A 14,746-nucleotide genomic window follows, 5' to 3' on the forward strand; every position below is an offset into this window, starting at 1 on the left:
GTTTGGCTACTGATGGCTGACGACGGTCTTGCCGCGGACGCCGCCTTTTTCCAAGGCAGCAAGGACATCGGCCGTCTGGTCGAACGGCACCACACGGCCAACAACCGGCTTGATGTCCCCGGCATCGATGAGCGCCGCAATTTCCCTCAATTGGTTCCCGTCGGCACGCATGAAGAGGAACTCGTAGATCACACCCAGACGGCGGGCCTTGCGGCGAATACCCGAGCTCAGCAGGGTGGTCACACCCACCAGCACAGGATTTCCACCCAACTGTCGGGCGAATCCGGCATCCGGCGGCCCCGCGATGCCGATGGCCTTGCCGCCCTTCTTCAAGACCTTCAGGGACCTCTCCAGATTTTCGCCGCCGAGGCTGTCAAGAACGAGGTCGTAGTCGTGAAGGATCTCCACGAAATCCTCGGTTCGGTAGTCAATCACCACGTCAGCGCCGAGCTCACGAACGAAGTCCTTGTTCCCTGCGCTGACCGTGGTGGCTACCGTGGCTCCCAAGTACTTGGCCAGCTGGATGGCGATGGAGCCCACTCCCCCAGCGCCGGCATGGATGAGTATTTTCTGGCCGGGGCCAACGTTTCCGCGTTCCACCAGCGCCTGCCATGCCGTCAAGGCCACGAGCGGGAGCGAGCCAGCCTCCTCCATGCTGATCGTGGCCGGCTTGATGGCCAGGTCTTCCTCGGGGACGGCGATGCGTTCAGCGAACGTGCCAATGCTGTCTTTGCGGGGGCGTGCAAAGACCTCATCGCCCGCCTTGAAGGCCCGCACCTCTGGGCCGACCTGCAGAACCACGCCTGCCACATCGTGCCCCAGGACCTGCGGCAGTTTGTACGGGAGGATCTGCTTGAACTCCCCCAACCTGATCTTCTCGTCCAGTTGGTTCAGGCCTGCTGCGTGGACTTCCACCAATACATCGTGATTCCCGAGCTCAGGCTCAGGTACGTCGATCTGCCGCAGCTGTTCCTTGTACTGGGTGAGGACGAAGGCTTTCATGTCGATTCTCCCTTACTAGATTTCTGACTTAACTCAATTATGAGTGCACTCAGTTATTTGGTCAAGGTAGTCTCGAGCCATGTTTCCAAATGGCTTTTGGATTCGCCTCAGCCATGGCGATCAATGTGCCGCTCAATAACCGGTTGGCCCTCGGCCCGAGTCAAGATTGGGATCAGTTCCTGCGGGGTCGAGTACCGGCCAATCATGCTCGCGCGGCCCTTTCGATCACCGGAGCCGTGGGACTACTGATCCCACTGGAGCCTTAAACCGCAGGCTTACGCCACATCACCGCGAGCACCAGCACCACGGCACTGAGCCCGAGCATCACCAGGACCATAAGCCCCCAGTTCGCCTGGTTCACACCAGGGCCGTAGAGCACACCGATCAGCACGGTGGCCGTGATTGCGCCGAGGTAGCGGCAGGTCTGGAAGATTCCGGCCGCCACCCCCCTCTCCTCGGGTCGGGCAGAAACGTACAGGCCCTGGTTCGACGCAGTACTAACTACCCCATAGGGCACACCCATCAACGCGGCCAGCACGAACACCAACGGTGCCCACAAGGTCAACGTCAGGAAGCCAAGCGTCCCCGCAGCAATGGTCAGAATCAGCACCCCGGCGATCAGCACGGACCGCACGCCGAACCGCTCAATGAACCGCACGGTCAGCGGCGTCACCACCACAGACAACGCCGCAAGGGGCAGCATCAGCAGGCCCACCACACCGGCGTCGTAGTGGCCTGCTTCCTGCAGCAACTGCGGAAGGCCGAAGAACGCGAAATAGTAGACGCCGCTGAACACGACGAACAGCAGATAGACCAGCAGCAGTGGCCGGTTCCGTCCGAGTAGACGGAGGTCCAGGAAGGGTGGCTGGAAGCGCAGCTCGCGCCAGGCGAAGAGCGCGCCGATCACGGTGGCCGCGCCCAGGAGGTGCCAACGGTAGCCGGGCATCACGTTGAGCAGCGCCATCATGGCGAGCATGAGCGAGGTGACGAACGCGAGGATGCCGGGAATGTCGGAATCGCGGATCAGCGTCCCAAGCGAACCTGTCTCCCGGCCTGTATCCACCGGCGCCGCCTTATAGACCACGATCATGGCGAGCAACGCGATGGGAACGTTGATGGCGAACAGGGCCTGCCAGCCAACAAGGCTCACCAACAGGCCGCCCACTACCGGGCCAACGGCGGCCGCGGACGTATTCGCCATCTGGATCCGGCCAAGCGGTCGCGTGGACGGCAGGTTAGCCAGCCGGCTCAGTTCGGTAACCATGACGACCGCGGACGGGTACGCCGTCGCGGTCCCCACAGCCATGAGTGCGCGGGCCACGCAGACCAGCGCGAAGTTGGGCAGGAACGGCGCGATCGCGCACGTGACCGCAACGAGCGCCATCCCGAACATGAACAAGCGACGCGGGCCGAAGCGATCAGCCAGCCGGCCCATGAGGGGCTGCCCCGCAGCGGACGCCAAGTAGAACGAGGTGATCACCCAGGTAACGCTGGCGACGTCGAGTTCGAAGTGCTCCCGCAGAACCACCAGCGCGACGGCGATCATGGACGAGTTCAGCGGGTTCAGCGCCGTCCCGAGGCTCAGCGCGGCGATTGCGAGGCCGGGACGGGGTTTGTTGGCGGTCACCCAACCCAGTCTGGTCCATTGTTGCCTCGGGTCACGAAACGGGCCCGCAGTGCGGACTTTCAGGGGCGAGACATTTTGCTGGATCATCCGGGTTGGCTCAGGAACAAGCCCCGGAATTCCGCGGGCACGGAGGAGTGCGGCCAGCGATGATCCAGCAAAATTTGCATCCCATCCCAAACGGGCTCATGCCGGACCGGGTTCTCGACGAAGAAGCCGCAGGGTTGTTGAACGACACCCCGGCAGGCCCCGCGACACTGCACTGGAGTCCGCGGCCCTATCGTCCACGGTGGAACTGTTGCTGGAACGGGACACCCGGGAAGTCACGGTGTCCGCGATTACCGAGCATTCAGGCGTGAGCCGGGCCGCCTTGTACCGGCGGTGGCGCAGCCGCGAGGAACTTCTGGCGGCTGCCCTGGACAGTGTTCGCACAGGCATCGCGCTGAAGCGCGCGGGCACCACCCTGGAGACCATCCTCAATTCCTACGAGGAGGCCGCAATCGACGTTGACGGCCGGGTGGGCGTGCTGGTGAAGAAGCGCGTTGCCATGGGCCTGGAGAACGACCAACTCCGCGCACTGTCATGGGATCGGCATGTGTCGCGACGCCGTGAACCGATCGCTGCGGAAATCCGTCGCGGCATCTCCGCTGGCAAACTTTCTCCCGACGTTGATGTCGAGGCAATGATCGACCTGATCAATGGGCTCTATTACTACCAGTTCGTGGTGCGGCCGCCGCGTCCAGATACAGCATCGGTGGCCGAAACCCAGCAGCGCGTGCGCAACGCCGTGAAACTGGTGTGGGAGGGTGCGTTGCGGCGTTGACTTTGTGCTGGATCATTCAGGGTGATACCGAGGCGCCCACCCGTTTTTGCCGTTGCCGGGCATTGCTGACGCGAATGATCCAGCAGAAAGTCGCCCCTACTCTTCGAAGTGCGTCGTAATCTTCCCCGAGGAAACCGCCGAGATGATCGACTCCGCCAAATGCCGCAACTTGATGTTGCGGTTGCTGGATGCCGTGCGCAGAATGGTGAAGGCTTCGTCCTGGCTGCAGTGATTCTGGGCCATGATCGCACCGACAGCGAGGTCAATGACGGTGCGTGACTGCATGGCGGCCGCGAGGTCATTCCGAGCGTCGCTGAGCTGCGCGATCTTCAATGCGAGGCGAAGCGACTTGGCAGCGTGGGAGGCGAAGACCTCGGCCCGCTCCACATCGTCGTCGCTGAACGCGTTGGTCTGCTCGGAATACAGGTTCAGCGCTGCACGGGTGTCACCTTCCACGAGCAGCGGAACACTGAGGATGGATCGCAGTCCCTGATCTGCTGCCGCCGCCACGTAATCCGGCCAGCGGTATTCTCCACGAAGGTCCGGGACCAGGACGGATGTGAGCTTGTCCATGGCGGTGAGACAGGGCCCCTCGTAGGTACTCTGCAGCTCATCCATCACGCGGGCGCGTTCATCGCTGCTGGCAGCCGTAGCCGACCTCTTCCGACGCAGCACGGTAATGCCACAAAACATGGGGGCGTCCGGGTGGGAGAGACTCTCTGCGGAGAAGGCAGCAAGGTCGCTGAGAAAGGCCTCGACATCTTCGCTGCCGAGAACGAGATCCAGGAAGTATCCATTTTGGAGAGCTTCCTGCTCGGGGCGGGGGTTGACCATGGCACGTTCCTACTGACTGAAAAGCGTCCCCAGCAGACAGCAAAGGAGCGAAGATTGCCGCCCTCTGCAAAACGGTCTGGAAATACCTTAGCGCCCAACGATCGACGGTACAAAGTTGGCCCCGGGACGCGTTGACCTGCGGGCACAAGACCTGCAAACCACCGCGTTGTCAAACCCCGAGGTGGTGTCACATGGGGCAATAACTAAGTAGGCTTACTATGTTATCCGGGCCCGATGTGCGGGCCATTCGTGCAAAGGAGCCATCTGATGGGCGTAGAAGACAGCATCCGCAAGGCCACCGAGAATGCCATGGAAGATCTTGCCGGCACCTCGGACCCCGTGAACGACGGGCGCGTCCCCGAGCCGGGCGAAAAGGACGACGACATCCAAGTCCACTCGTCCATCAGCGAAGGGTCCAACGCCATGGACGAGGACCTGTCCCAGGAGCGCACTCCGCCCGCTGGTCGTCACCGCGCGCCCGGAGAACCCGACGGCGGAACACAGTCCCGCACGCAAGATGGCGACGGCGGAACTCGCCCCATGAGCGACGACACCCCCGAAGCCGAGGGCGACGTCGCGGGTCCAGCTGGACTTCCGAGTGGCGACCCGGACGACTTGCGCGCGGATCCCTCTGAAGGCGGCGGCGACCCGTCAACGAGCATGGGCCGCAGCTAAGCGGCGCACCAAAACAGACTAAGCAGCAGGCGCCGCCGTCGAGCCCCTCACCACCAGCTCAGTTCCCAACTCGATCCGCTGCGGCAACTCCTCGTCGCCCTCAAGGTGCCGGAGCAGTGCGCGCATGGCGGTTTCGGCCATCTGCACCACCGGTTGACGGATGGTGGTGAGGCCGGGCTCGATCCACTCCGCGGCCGGGATATCGTCGAAGCCGATGATCGAGAGATCCTCGGGGATCCGCAGCCCCGCGGAGCGAGCGGCCCGGTAGGCGCCCAACGCTTGAGCGTCGTTGCCGGTGAAGATCGCAGAGGGCCGCTCGGGCAGTGCCAAGAGAGCCTCGGTCCCCCGCGCTCCCGACTCGGTGGAGAAGTCGCCGGGCACCATCAGCGAAGGATCAACCTCAACCCCGCCACGGCGCAGCGCCGCAAGATACCCGTCTTCGCGGGCACTGCTGCACTGCAAATCCTCGCGGCCGCCGATCATGCCGATTCGCGTGTGGCCGAGCTTCAAGAGGTGCTCCGTGGCCGAGAAAGCTCCGTCCCAGTTGGCCGCACCAACGGTCATGAGGTCGGGCCCAGGCTGCCCCACGGGATCGATCAGGATCACCGGTATGCCGAGCGACTTGATGCGTTGGATCTGCTTCGAGTCCAGTTCGTACACGGCCAGCAGCACGCCGTCGGACTTTCGCTCAGCCAGGTTCGCCAGCCAGGGGCGGATCCGCGAGCCGTCCAGGGAGAGGCTGCTGACCACTGTGCCGTACCCGGCTTCCTGGGCAACGCGCTCCACGCCTTCGATGATCTCGCATGCCCATTCCGAGCCCATACCCGGGAACACGAGGTCGATAAGTCCGGCCTTCTGGCGCCGTTTGGCTGGCCGGCGGGCGTAATCGCGCTTGGCGATGATTTCTTCAACCCTCGCGCGGGTGGCGGCGGCGACGTGGGCGTGGCCGTTGAGGACTTTGGACACCGTGGGCACCGAGACGCCGGCCTCCCGGGCTATCTCGCTGATCGTAGCCCGTCCCGAGTCCTGCTTGGTCACCATGGGTCCCCACCTTTCAAGCCGGGAATCAGGTCCCGGCGACGACAGTTTCGGAAAGTTCCCACGCCTGGATCCGGCCGCACATGCCGTAGATCCTGCGGGTTTTCCGTTCGCCCATCGTAGTCCTCGCGTCCTGCAAGTAGAAACTTTCCATGGATTCGAGAGACTCCAACTGCCGCCCTGTCAGGTCCGCCTGCCGCTCGGCGCCCCCAGCCAAGTAATCGCGCCAGGTTCCGGTCCTGCCGCTCACCAGCTTCGCGGCCGCGGCATGAAATTCCGCGAGCGCCCCGACACCTGACTCCTGCACAGCGGCTTTCAGCGCCAGATAACCCTCCAAAGCCAGGTCCCGACGACGGCGCGCAACTGCTTCCGCCGCCGCGTCACCGCCGTCGGCATTCCGGGACGGAAGAAACGCAGCACGCGCATAAGCGTCGACGTCCACCAGGTGCTCGGGCGGGAAGGTCATTACCGCGTCGCCGTTCTCGGGAAGCCCGGCATTCTGCATGACGATCAGCACCTTCAAATCGCCGGAGTCGTTGATGGCGCGGTGGACGGTACCGGGCGTGAACCAGACCACCGTTCCGGGCGCCAACGGCGTGGAGGTGAACCCTCGCGAGTCCAGGGTTTCCAAGCGGCCAGCCCCCTGCTGCACCACATAGGCCTCCGTAGACGCGGTATGCACGTGCGGTGAGCCGCCGGCTGCGCCATCCGCCCCCGGCCAGTCGTAGATACTGACCTCGGATACGGCCGTGGCTCCCGGGAATGAGGTGCACATGTCAGGCCCAGCCCTCCAGTGCAGCCTTGGCGGCGTCCGCGAGCGCTGCGGCGCGCTCTTCCGGGACAGTACCGTCAGCAATCACGACGGCGTACCGGTACGTGAGCGGTTCGTTCTCCTTGAGCGGGACTACTTCGCTGAAGAATGGAGCCGACCCGAGGCAAGCGAACATGGAGGAGCGGGCGAACCACTGGTTGGAGGCACCAGGGTTGGCTTGGTCCTCGACGAACAGGATGCTGGACTTCCGGCACGTGACATCGTGCTGACCGGTGAAGGCGATCCACTCTGAACGCGTGCCCATGAATTCGTCGGCGCCTGTCCCGGCCGCGGAGCGGAACTCGCCGCCCGTAAACGAACGCGGCCCACGCCAGAACAGTCCGCCGTAGCCTGCGTTGTCCCGACCCTCGGTGGTGGGGCTCCCGATGCCGATCTCGGCCCCGGACACGTTGCTCATCTCTGTTTCGAAGAGGAGTGCCCACGCGTTGACCGTGGGAAGGAGCTGGATGCCGAACCTGCGCTTCTCGGCGATGAGGGGCCGGCCGTCCTGCCCGGCTTCGGAGGGTTGCCCGGTCCAGAGCAGTGTTTCTGCAGCGGTGATGCCTTTGCCGGTGTCATCGATGCTGGTGAAGGCCTGGTGGCTCATGGCCCCGTTGTTGTCCAGGTTCGCGTAGCCGGTCTGGCGGGTATACGTTGCTCCGCCCCAGAAGTTGTGTTCGCCCACGTTGGGCAGTGCCCAGGAAAGTCCCTTGTGCCAGACATGGTCCCACGGCCTGGAAATGGTGACATCGTCCCCTTCCAAGGTGGTGAGCGGGTGGAAGAACGGGCGAGGACTTTCGTACTGGTCATCGGTGGGGAGGTACGTATAGGTGGCGATGTCCCGGGTTCCGACGGTGAACGTCAGGGAGCGGCCGTCGTCGGCATAGGTAATGGTGTCGGTCAGAGTGGGCTGCGCTGTGGTGGTCATTGGGGTACTCCTGTTGGGTGTGGAATCAGGCACGGGCTGAGGAGGCCAGGACGCGGGTGCCGCGGCCCTCACCGTCCATTCCCTCGTAGAAGGCGTGGCCGGGGACGATTTCTCCGCGACGCACGGGCTGGCCGGTGAAGGCGGAGGCGTAAATCGCGGCAGCGAACTCCAGTGTTTGCCGCGCTGAGTCCGCGCCGGCTGGGAGCGGCAATCCGGCGTCGAGCGCGTCATACATTGCCAGGAACTGGGCGGAGTGGCCGCTTCCCCGCTCCAACGGCTGTCCAGCCCATGCGGATGCCACAGTGTCCTCGTGTCCGGGTGCCGCGGTGATGGTCCAGTCCTTGGTGCCGTAGCCGTAGAGGTGGCTGAGTTCAATGGTGGCGAATTCGCAGTCCACCCGGATGTCCGAGGTTTCGCGCGGCGAGAGCAAGGAGTTGATGACCGTAGCTGCGGCACCGTTTTCGAAGCGGACCAACGCAGCGGAGAAGTCCTCGGTGGACGTGGCCCTGGCCTGCCGTGACGCGATGGCGTTCACCTCTTCCCACGGTCCCAGCAGGTGGAGGAGGAGATCGAACTGGTGAATGCCGTGGCCCATGGTGGGTCCGCCGCCTTCCGCTTTCCAGGTTCCGCGCCACGGGAGGTCGAAGTATTCGTCGGGCCGGTACCAAAGGGTGTCGCAGCGGGCCACCAACGGGCGGCCGAAGTCCGTGCCACCAATCAGGGTTTGGGCCGCAGCTGAGGCATCGCCAAACCGGTGCTGGAAGACGCAGGAGAACTGCGCGCCGCCCTTTGCTTGAGCATTGTTGAGGCGGTCGAAATCGGCCAAGCTGAGAGCCGGCGGCTTCTCGGACAGCACGTGCGCGCCGGCTTCAAGGCACTCGATCGCTTGGTCGATGTGCATCATCGGCGGGGTGCATAGGTGCACGATGTCTGGCTTGGCCTCAGCCAGCAGCTCGGTGAGGCTCTGATACCGCCCGGCTATTCCGTGTTCGTCGGCGAAGGCCTGCAGGCGTGCGTCGTCAACGTCGCACGCGGCCACCAACTCCGCACGGTTGTCGGTGCGGGCCAGGTTGGATGCGTGGACGGCTGCGATGCCGCCCGTTCCCACGATGGCCACTTTGTACGTCTGCATGCGCGTCTCTCCGTTAGGTCTCTTGAGTAGAAAGTTCCGAAAGTTTCGGATTTATCTCGGTGCCGTTCTTCCGCTTCTGCGTGGCACTCCGTCAACGCTAGGGAGATTCTGTTCGTAAATCAACACTTTTCAAGGCTAGAAAGTAAATGCAAGTTTCTGATAGTTTCTAAAAAACATCAGCAGAATCCAAGGAGAAGCCTGTGAGCACCGGCGCCGCCGATCAGCAAGCACTTGCCCGCGTTCCCGCGTCGGACCTCGTCCAGCACCTCATCCGTGAAATGACCCTCGAGGAGAAGCTCGCGCAGTTGGTGGGCGTCTGGGTCAACGCTTCCACGGACGGCGACTCCGTTGCTCCCCTGCAAAGCCAGATGGCCGGAGACACGCGCTCCTGGGACGACATCATCGCCGACGGGCTGGGCCAGATCACCCGCATGTATGGCACCGTTCCCGTGGATCCGGCCGAGGGCGCACGACGCTTGGCCGCCGCGCAGGAGCAAATCATGGCTGCCTCCCGCTTCGGCATTCCCGCACAGGTCCACGAAGAATGCCTGGCCGGGCTGGCCGCCTGGAAGGCGACGGCGTTTCCCGTGCCGCTGGCGTGGGGTGCCACGTTCAACCCCCAACTGGTGCAGGAGATGGCCGCCAGGATTGGCACCAGCATGCGGTCCCTCGGCGTGCATCAAGGCTTGGCTCCCGTGCTGGACGTTGTCCGCGACCTCCGCTGGGGACGCGTGGAGGAAACCATCGGTGAGGACCCCTACTTGGTGGGAACCGTGGCCACCGCTTACGTCCAGGGCCTGGAGTCCACGGGAATCGTCGCTACGCTCAAGCACTTCGTCGGCTACTCCGCCTCCCAGGCCGGCCGCAACCACGCACCCGTCTCCATGGGCCCCCGCGAACTCGCCGACGTCATGCTGCCGCCGTTTGAAATGGCGCTCCGCCACGGCGGCGCCCGTTCGGTGATGCACGCTTATACCGACGTCGACGGCGTACCGGCCGCCGCGAACCGCGCACTGCTGACCGGGCTGCTTCGTGAGGACTGGGGCTTCGGCGGGACGGTGGTGGCGGACTACTTCGGCGTCGCGTTCCTGGACGTCACCCACGGCGTTGCCGCGGACTCCGGTGACGCTGCCGTGCTGGCCCTGAGTGCCGGCGTCGACGTTGAACTGCCTACTGTGAACTGCTTTGGTGAGCCGCTGCTGCGTCGCATCCGCGAAGGCGGGCTGGACGAGTCCGTTGTTGACGAGGCGTTGCGGCGGGTCTTGACGCAGAAGGCCCAAGTGGGACTGTTGTCCGCAGATTTCTCCGCTGTTCCGCCGGCATTGTCCGGCCCGATTGACTTGGATCCGTTGGACAACCGGGCGCTGGCTCGTGAACTGGCGGCGCAGTCATTGGTTTTGCTGAGCAACCGGACTTTTGACGGAACTCCCTCCCTGCCGTTGCCCGCGTCCGGCTCCCTTGCTGTTGTCGGGCCCCTGGCAGACGACCCGTTCGCGATGCTGGGCTGCTACTCCTTCGATGCCCACGTGGGAGCGTCGCACCCTGACGTCCCCATGGGGATTTCTGTTCCTTCGGTGGCGGCGGTTGCTGCTCAGCGGTTCGGCTCCGTGGCCACGTCCGTCACGGGCAATTGTGAGTCAGCCACGGAGGAACAGATTGCTGAGGCCTGCCAGGTGGCTTCCGCTGTGGAGACGTGCGTGGTGGTGGTGGGTGACAATGCTGGACTGTTCGGTCGGGGCACCTCGGGCGAAGGGAACGACGCCGCCGACCTCCGCCTTCCGGGCAACCAGCACCGGATGCTGGACCGTGTGTTGAAGGCCTGCGCCGACTCCGGGACCCGGGCCGTGGTGGTGGTACTCAGCGGCCGGCCCTACGCGCTGGGCGACTTCGTGGACCGTGCCGACGCGATCGTTCAGGGATTCTTCCCGGGCGAAGAGGGCGGCGAGGCGCTCTGGGACGTACTGACCGGCGTCGTCAATCCTTCCGGGAAGCTGCCCGTCTCGGTGCCGCGAACGTCCGGTGGCCAGCCAGGCACGTACCTGCATTCGAAGCTCGCCGGGCCCAGCGGAGTCAGCGCATTGGACCCCTCGCCACTGTTCGGGTTCGGGCACGGCCTGTCCTACACGACGTTCGACCTGTCGGATCACCAATGCAGCACTCCCACGATGTCGACGTCGGACTCGGTCACCGTCGCTTGTACGGTCACGAACACCGGATCCCGCAGCGGAGCCGAGATCGTCCAGTTGTACATGGAAGATCCGGTGGGCGAAGTGGTTCGTCCGGTCCGCGAGCTGATCGGCTACGCCCGCGTCGAGCTGGAAGCCGGCGCGTCCGCCGTCGTCGATTTTGTGGTTCACGCCGACCGCACGTCTTTCACTGGGCTGGACCTTCAGCGCGTGGTGACGCCCGGGCTGGTGAAGCTGCACGTCTGCACATCCAGTGCTTCCGATGCTGCTTCCCACGAGGTCATCCTGCACGGGCCTCGGCGTGTTGTGGGGTTCGAGCGGGAAATGCTGACCCCGGTGGAGGTGCGCGGCTTGGGCTAACCACCGGCCTGTGCCGCCACCACCCACTTTGGCTTCCACAAGGCCCAAAGTCAGCCTATTTTGGTTGCTAAGTGGCCCGGCAGGGTTCAAAGAAGGTAGTGAAGGCACAGCTCAGCGGCAGGTAGGCTTCGGAGATGCTTCCCCACCCTACGAACCGGCTGCGCTTCCGCGAGATGACGCTCCCCGACCTCGGAGCGATGAGCGCTTTGCTCGGAGATCCCGAGGTGATGACGTTTTACCCGGCGCCGAAAACCCGGGATGAAGCAACCGCCTGGATCGAGTGGAACCAGGCGAACTATGCCCGCCACGGATACGGGTTGTGGCTCGTGGAGACGCACGACGGCGAATTCGTGGGCGACTGCGGGCTAACGTGGCAAAACGTCAATGGCCGGTTGGAGCTGGAGGTCGGTTATCACGTGCGCGTGGAGCTTCAGGGCCGCGGTTATGCCACGGAAGCGGCATTGGCCTGCCTGGAGTACGCCCGGGATGTGGTGGGGGCGGGTCGCCTGGTGGCCATCATTCACCCGGACAACATGGCTTCGCGACGGGTAGCTGAACGGATCGGAATGCGGCACCTCGAAGACGACGTGGCGGGGACGATGGTGCGGACCGTGATGGGCGTCAAGCTCCGTTAGCCACCCAAAGCGGGATGCGAAGGTACGGACTTTTGTACGCAGCTGCGCATCAAGCGAACTTCACGTCCGTGTCCGGGTCCTTGCGGGTGTCCAACATGCTGATGATCTTGCTCTCCAGCGCGGCAACCGTTGCCTCCGGCAGGACGATCAAACCATCGAGTTCCTTGCGGGCCCGTTTATATGCCGTTTGACGTTCGGCCGGGGTGGCGGCGGTATCCTCTGCGATGCGCAGCAGCTTCCTGGCTGTTGCCAGCCGTTGCCGCTCAGGACCGGAGAAGTTGCCGTCCTTGATGCGCCTGGCCTCCCGCTCGGCAACATCGAAAGCGAGTTCGTAGCTGTGCACGGCGGCCCGGTACTCAGCCAGGCGGGCCGGCGTCGAAATGTCTTCCGCCGCTTCGGGACGCAGGCCGTCGGCTTCTTTCTTGGCACGCAGGAAGGCAACCGTGAGGGGCTCACGGACGTCGGTCATGAGCGGGAAATCAATGAGGTTGCCTACGTCCAGCTCGTAATCCAGCCACCGGTGATTCACCGAGTCGTGCGCAGCCATCAGCGAGACCACCTCCGCCTGGTTGGCTTCCTCGTGCACCGCCAATTGGTTCCGCAATTTCAGCAGCTCAACCTTGCGGCGGTGGCGCTCCTCGCTGGCCTTGGACCACGACCTGGCCCAACCGCCGGCCATACCGCCGATGGGGAAGATGAGCCACCAGTAACTGCCAAGGAAGTCGAAGAGGGAATCCACTGATCCATCCTCCCACTTGAGCCCCACTGTCGGGAGTCCTTAGCCCGCCACCTCTTGTCTCAGCATGAAAGATTCTTACTCTCGGGTAATCGGAGCATAAGCATTCGATGCCGCTCGGTAAGCTCCTTCTGACCATGATCACCGTTTGGAAGGACACACCTTGCCCACTTCGAATGACCACAATGACGTGGCATCTGCCAACACGCCCGCCAACCGACCCCTCACCGTTGTGGTTGCCGGCTCAACAAGCGCTGCCGGCCAGGCCGTGGTGGCGTCGCTTGCGGCACTGGGCGCTCACGTTGCTGCAGTGGACCTCGACGCCGAACGCCTCCAAGCGCAGGCCGGGAACCACCACCACGTGGTGCCTTACACCTGCAACCTGGCGGACGCGGCAGCGGTGCAGGATCTGGCTGAGTCGGTGCGCGCCGAGCTTGGAAGCGTGGACGGGCTGATCCACCTTGTGGGTGGTTGGCGCGGCGGCGAAGGCATCGTTGGACAGAAAGACGAGGACTGGGAGGTGCTTCACACCAGCATCATGACGACCCTCCGGAACACGTCCCGCGCGTTCTACACCGATCTGGAATCCTCTCCCCGGGGACGCTTGGCCATCGTCTCGGCTACTGCCGCAGCCAACCCCACGGCCTCCGGCGCCAGCTACTCAGCCATTAAGGCCGCCTCCGAAGCTTGGGTCCTCGGCGTCGCTGATGGCTTCCACCAGGCCCAGTCAGGCCACAAAACGGAACCCAAGGAGCAGACCTCCGCCGCCGTGGTCTTCGTCGTTAAGGCCCTCCTGGACGACGCCATGCGGGAAGCTGCACCGCACCGCAAGTTCCCCGGCTACACCCACGTCAGCGAACTGGGTGATCACGTTTCGGCGCTGTTCGATGCCCCGGCTACCCACCTTAACGGTGCGCGTCAGCACCTGAGCTGAGCGCCGCCGTCGTACCTTGTCGCTAGCATGTCCGGTATGGACCAGCGACTGCATTTCATCACGTTCGCCACGGCGGATCTCGGCCACGCCCGTTCCTTCTACAAGGACGGGCTGGGCTGGGATCCGCTGATGGACGTGCCCGGCGAGATCATCTTCTTCCACGTCGCGCCGGGCCTGGTGCTTGGGCTGTTCGACGCCGAAAAGTTCGATCAGGACCTCAACAGCGTTACGCCCACGGCCGGCGTCAGCGGGGTGACACTCTCGCACAACGTGGCAAGCGCCGCGGAAGTGTCCAGCACCATCGATCAGCTGGTGGCGGCGGGTGCCACTGTGGTGAAGCCCGCCCAGGCCGGCGCCTTCGGCGGTATCTTCCACGGTCATGTCAAGGACCCGAACGGCATCGTCTGGGAAATTGCGCACAACCCCGGTTGGAAGATCAACGACGACGGGACCGTGGCTTTCGGATGAGCGGCTTCCCTCCGACCTTCGCCGACGACGTCATCAACCAGGATGCACGTGCGCAATTCGACACTTTTCTGGACGAGCACCGGAGGGCTCTGAACGCCAGCCTGGACGGGCTCACCGAAGAACAGGCACGACGGCGGCTGGTCCCCTCGCGTACGACGCTCCTGGGCTTGGTGAAGCACGCCATCTTCGTGGAGAAGGTCTGGTTTGACGAAGCCATCACCCAAAGGTCCCGTGCGGAGATTGGCATCCCAGCCACGCCCGACGATTCATTCATCCTGAACGACGATGACACTGTTGCCAGCATCCAGGCGGCTCATATGGAGGCGTGCGAGGCCTCGCGCCGGGCTGCCGCGCATTTGGGACTCGACGACCTCGTGCTGGGCAACCGCCGCGGCCCACTCCCCCTGCGATGGGTCTACCTCCATATGTTGCGTGAACTGGCGCAGCACTGCGGACATGCGGACATCCTGCGGGAACAAGTGACAACTACAGACTCCTAGCTTTGGCATACCAAATAGAAGCATTCGAGCCTCACGTCTATAAATACTTGCCTGAAGGCT

General features: G+C 63.9%; 15 protein-coding genes. 7 read left to right on the plus strand and 8 right to left on the minus strand.

Annotated elements, in window-relative coordinates; genetic code table 11:
- Nucleotides 1-6 precede the first annotated feature (6 nt).
- Complete coding sequence (locus FQP90_RS01105) at nucleotides 7-1,002, minus strand: NADP-dependent oxidoreductase (protein WP_144647847.1); 996 nt, start codon at nucleotides 1,000-1,002, stop codon at nucleotides 7-9.
- A gap of 262 nt (nucleotides 1,003-1,264) precedes the next feature.
- The gene (locus FQP90_RS01110; protein WP_144647849.1) at nucleotides 1,265-2,629 is read right to left on the minus strand and encodes an MFS transporter; all 1,365 of its coding nucleotides are present in this window, start codon (nucleotides 2,627-2,629) and stop codon (nucleotides 1,265-1,267) included.
- Between the two features lie 286 nt (nucleotides 2,630-2,915).
- Between FQP90_RS01110 and FQP90_RS23210 the strand changes: the two genes are divergently transcribed.
- A complete protein-coding gene (locus FQP90_RS23210) occupies nucleotides 2,916-3,449 on the plus strand; it encodes a TetR/AcrR family transcriptional regulator (protein WP_167510389.1) in 534 nt (177 codons plus the stop codon).
- Between the two features lie 96 nt (nucleotides 3,450-3,545).
- Here FQP90_RS23210 and FQP90_RS01120 read toward each other — a convergent pair whose 3' ends face one another.
- On the minus strand, nucleotides 3,546-4,283 hold the full coding sequence (locus FQP90_RS01120) for a GAF and ANTAR domain-containing protein (protein ID WP_144647853.1): 738 nt from the start codon (nucleotides 4,281-4,283) through the stop codon (nucleotides 3,546-3,548).
- Between the two features lie 267 nt (nucleotides 4,284-4,550).
- On the opposite strand from FQP90_RS01120, the gene FQP90_RS23545 reads away from it, so the two are divergent.
- Nucleotides 4,551-4,958, plus strand: a complete 408-nt coding sequence (locus tag FQP90_RS23545) for a hypothetical protein (RefSeq protein ID WP_244296417.1) — start codon at nucleotides 4,551-4,553, stop codon at nucleotides 4,956-4,958.
- 18 nt (nucleotides 4,959-4,976) lie between these two features.
- Here FQP90_RS23545 and FQP90_RS01130 read toward each other — a convergent pair whose 3' ends face one another.
- Genes FQP90_RS01130 through FQP90_RS01145 form a run of 4 tightly spaced genes read right to left on the minus strand, consistent with a single transcriptional unit; the run spans nucleotide 4,977 to nucleotide 8,867 of the window.
- Complete coding sequence (locus FQP90_RS01130; protein ID WP_144647855.1) at nucleotides 4,977-5,999, minus strand: LacI family DNA-binding transcriptional regulator; 1,023 nt, start codon at nucleotides 5,997-5,999, stop codon at nucleotides 4,977-4,979.
- Nucleotides 6,000-6,024: 25 nt separating this feature from the next.
- Nucleotides 6,025-6,771, minus strand: coding sequence for a cupin domain-containing protein (locus FQP90_RS01135; protein ID WP_144647857.1), 747 nt, complete (start codon nucleotides 6,769-6,771; stop codon nucleotides 6,025-6,027).
- 1 nt (nucleotide 6,772) lies between these two features.
- The gene (locus FQP90_RS01140) at nucleotides 6,773-7,735 is read right to left on the minus strand and encodes a PmoA family protein (RefSeq protein ID WP_144647859.1); all 963 of its coding nucleotides are present in this window, start codon (nucleotides 7,733-7,735) and stop codon (nucleotides 6,773-6,775) included.
- Nucleotides 7,736-7,760: 25 nt separating this feature from the next.
- Complete coding sequence (locus FQP90_RS01145; RefSeq protein WP_144647861.1) at nucleotides 7,761-8,867, minus strand: Gfo/Idh/MocA family protein; 1,107 nt, start codon at nucleotides 8,865-8,867, stop codon at nucleotides 7,761-7,763.
- A 200-nt stretch (nucleotides 8,868-9,067) separates the two neighbouring features.
- Between FQP90_RS01145 and FQP90_RS01150 the strand changes: the two genes are divergently transcribed.
- A complete protein-coding gene (locus FQP90_RS01150) occupies nucleotides 9,068-11,413 on the plus strand; it encodes a glycoside hydrolase family 3 N-terminal domain-containing protein (protein WP_144647863.1) in 2,346 nt (781 codons plus the stop codon).
- 134 nt (nucleotides 11,414-11,547) lie between these two features.
- A complete protein-coding gene (locus FQP90_RS01155; protein ID WP_144647865.1) occupies nucleotides 11,548-12,048 on the plus strand; it encodes a GNAT family N-acetyltransferase in 501 nt (166 codons plus the stop codon).
- A 49-nt stretch (nucleotides 12,049-12,097) separates the two neighbouring features.
- On the opposite strand, the gene FQP90_RS01160 is transcribed toward FQP90_RS01155, so the two are convergent.
- Nucleotides 12,098-12,787 (minus strand): hypothetical protein, encoded by a 690-nt coding sequence (locus FQP90_RS01160; protein WP_144647867.1) that lies wholly within the window; start codon nucleotides 12,785-12,787, stop codon nucleotides 12,098-12,100.
- 160 nt (nucleotides 12,788-12,947) lie between these two features.
- Here FQP90_RS01160 and FQP90_RS01165 point away from each other — a divergent pair, with 160 nt between their 5' ends.
- Genes FQP90_RS01165 through FQP90_RS01175 form a run of 3 tightly spaced genes read left to right on the plus strand, consistent with a single transcriptional unit; the run spans nucleotide 12,948 to nucleotide 14,686 of the window.
- Nucleotides 12,948-13,718 (plus strand): SDR family NAD(P)-dependent oxidoreductase, encoded by a 771-nt coding sequence (locus FQP90_RS01165; RefSeq protein WP_167510390.1) that lies wholly within the window; start codon nucleotides 12,948-12,950, stop codon nucleotides 13,716-13,718.
- 36 nt (nucleotides 13,719-13,754) lie between these two features.
- On the plus strand, nucleotides 13,755-14,186 hold the full coding sequence (locus tag FQP90_RS01170) for a VOC family protein (protein ID WP_144647871.1): 432 nt from the start codon (nucleotides 13,755-13,757) through the stop codon (nucleotides 14,184-14,186).
- Nucleotides 14,183-14,686, plus strand: a complete 504-nt coding sequence (locus FQP90_RS01175; protein ID WP_144647873.1) for a DinB family protein — start codon at nucleotides 14,183-14,185, stop codon at nucleotides 14,684-14,686. The genes FQP90_RS01170 and FQP90_RS01175 overlap by 4 nt, the downstream gene beginning before the upstream one ends.
- The last annotated feature ends 60 nt before the right edge of the window (nucleotides 14,687-14,746 follow it).

The organism is Paenarthrobacter nitroguajacolicus, from assembly GCF_007786235.1.
Lineage (GTDB): Bacteria > Actinomycetota > Actinomycetes > Actinomycetales > Micrococcaceae > Arthrobacter > Arthrobacter nitroguajacolicus_A.

Bases quoted from the DNA above. Each gene is read 5' to 3' on its own strand.
- FQP90_RS01130 (WP_144647855.1), bottom strand. From the start codon at position 5,999: ATGGTGACCAAGCAGGACTCGGGACGGGCTACGATCAGCGAGATAGCC.
- FQP90_RS23545 (WP_244296417.1), top strand. From the start codon at position 4,551: ATGGGCGTAGAAGACAGCATCCGCAAGGCCACCGAGAATGCCATGGAA.
- FQP90_RS01170 (WP_144647871.1), top strand. From the start codon at position 13,755: ATGGACCAGCGACTGCATTTCATCACGTTCGCCACGGCGGATCTCGGC.
- FQP90_RS01175 (WP_144647873.1), top strand. From the start codon at position 14,183: ATGAGCGGCTTCCCTCCGACCTTCGCCGACGACGTCATCAACCAGGAT.
- FQP90_RS01105 (WP_144647847.1), bottom strand. From the start codon at position 1,002: ATGAAAGCCTTCGTCCTCACCCAGTACAAGGAACAGCTGCGGCAGATC.
- FQP90_RS01145 (WP_144647861.1), bottom strand. From the start codon at position 8,867: ATGCAGACGTACAAAGTGGCCATCGTGGGAACGGGCGGCATCGCAGCC.
- FQP90_RS01120 (WP_144647853.1), bottom strand. From the start codon at position 4,283: ATGGTCAACCCCCGCCCCGAGCAGGAAGCTCTCCAAAATGGATACTTC.
- FQP90_RS01135 (WP_144647857.1), bottom strand. From the start codon at position 6,771: ATGTGCACCTCATTCCCGGGAGCCACGGCCGTATCCGAGGTCAGTATC.
- FQP90_RS01155 (WP_144647865.1), top strand. From the start codon at position 11,548: ATGCTTCCCCACCCTACGAACCGGCTGCGCTTCCGCGAGATGACGCTC.
- FQP90_RS01140 (WP_144647859.1), bottom strand. From the start codon at position 7,735: ATGACCACCACAGCGCAGCCCACTCTGACCGACACCATTACCTATGCC.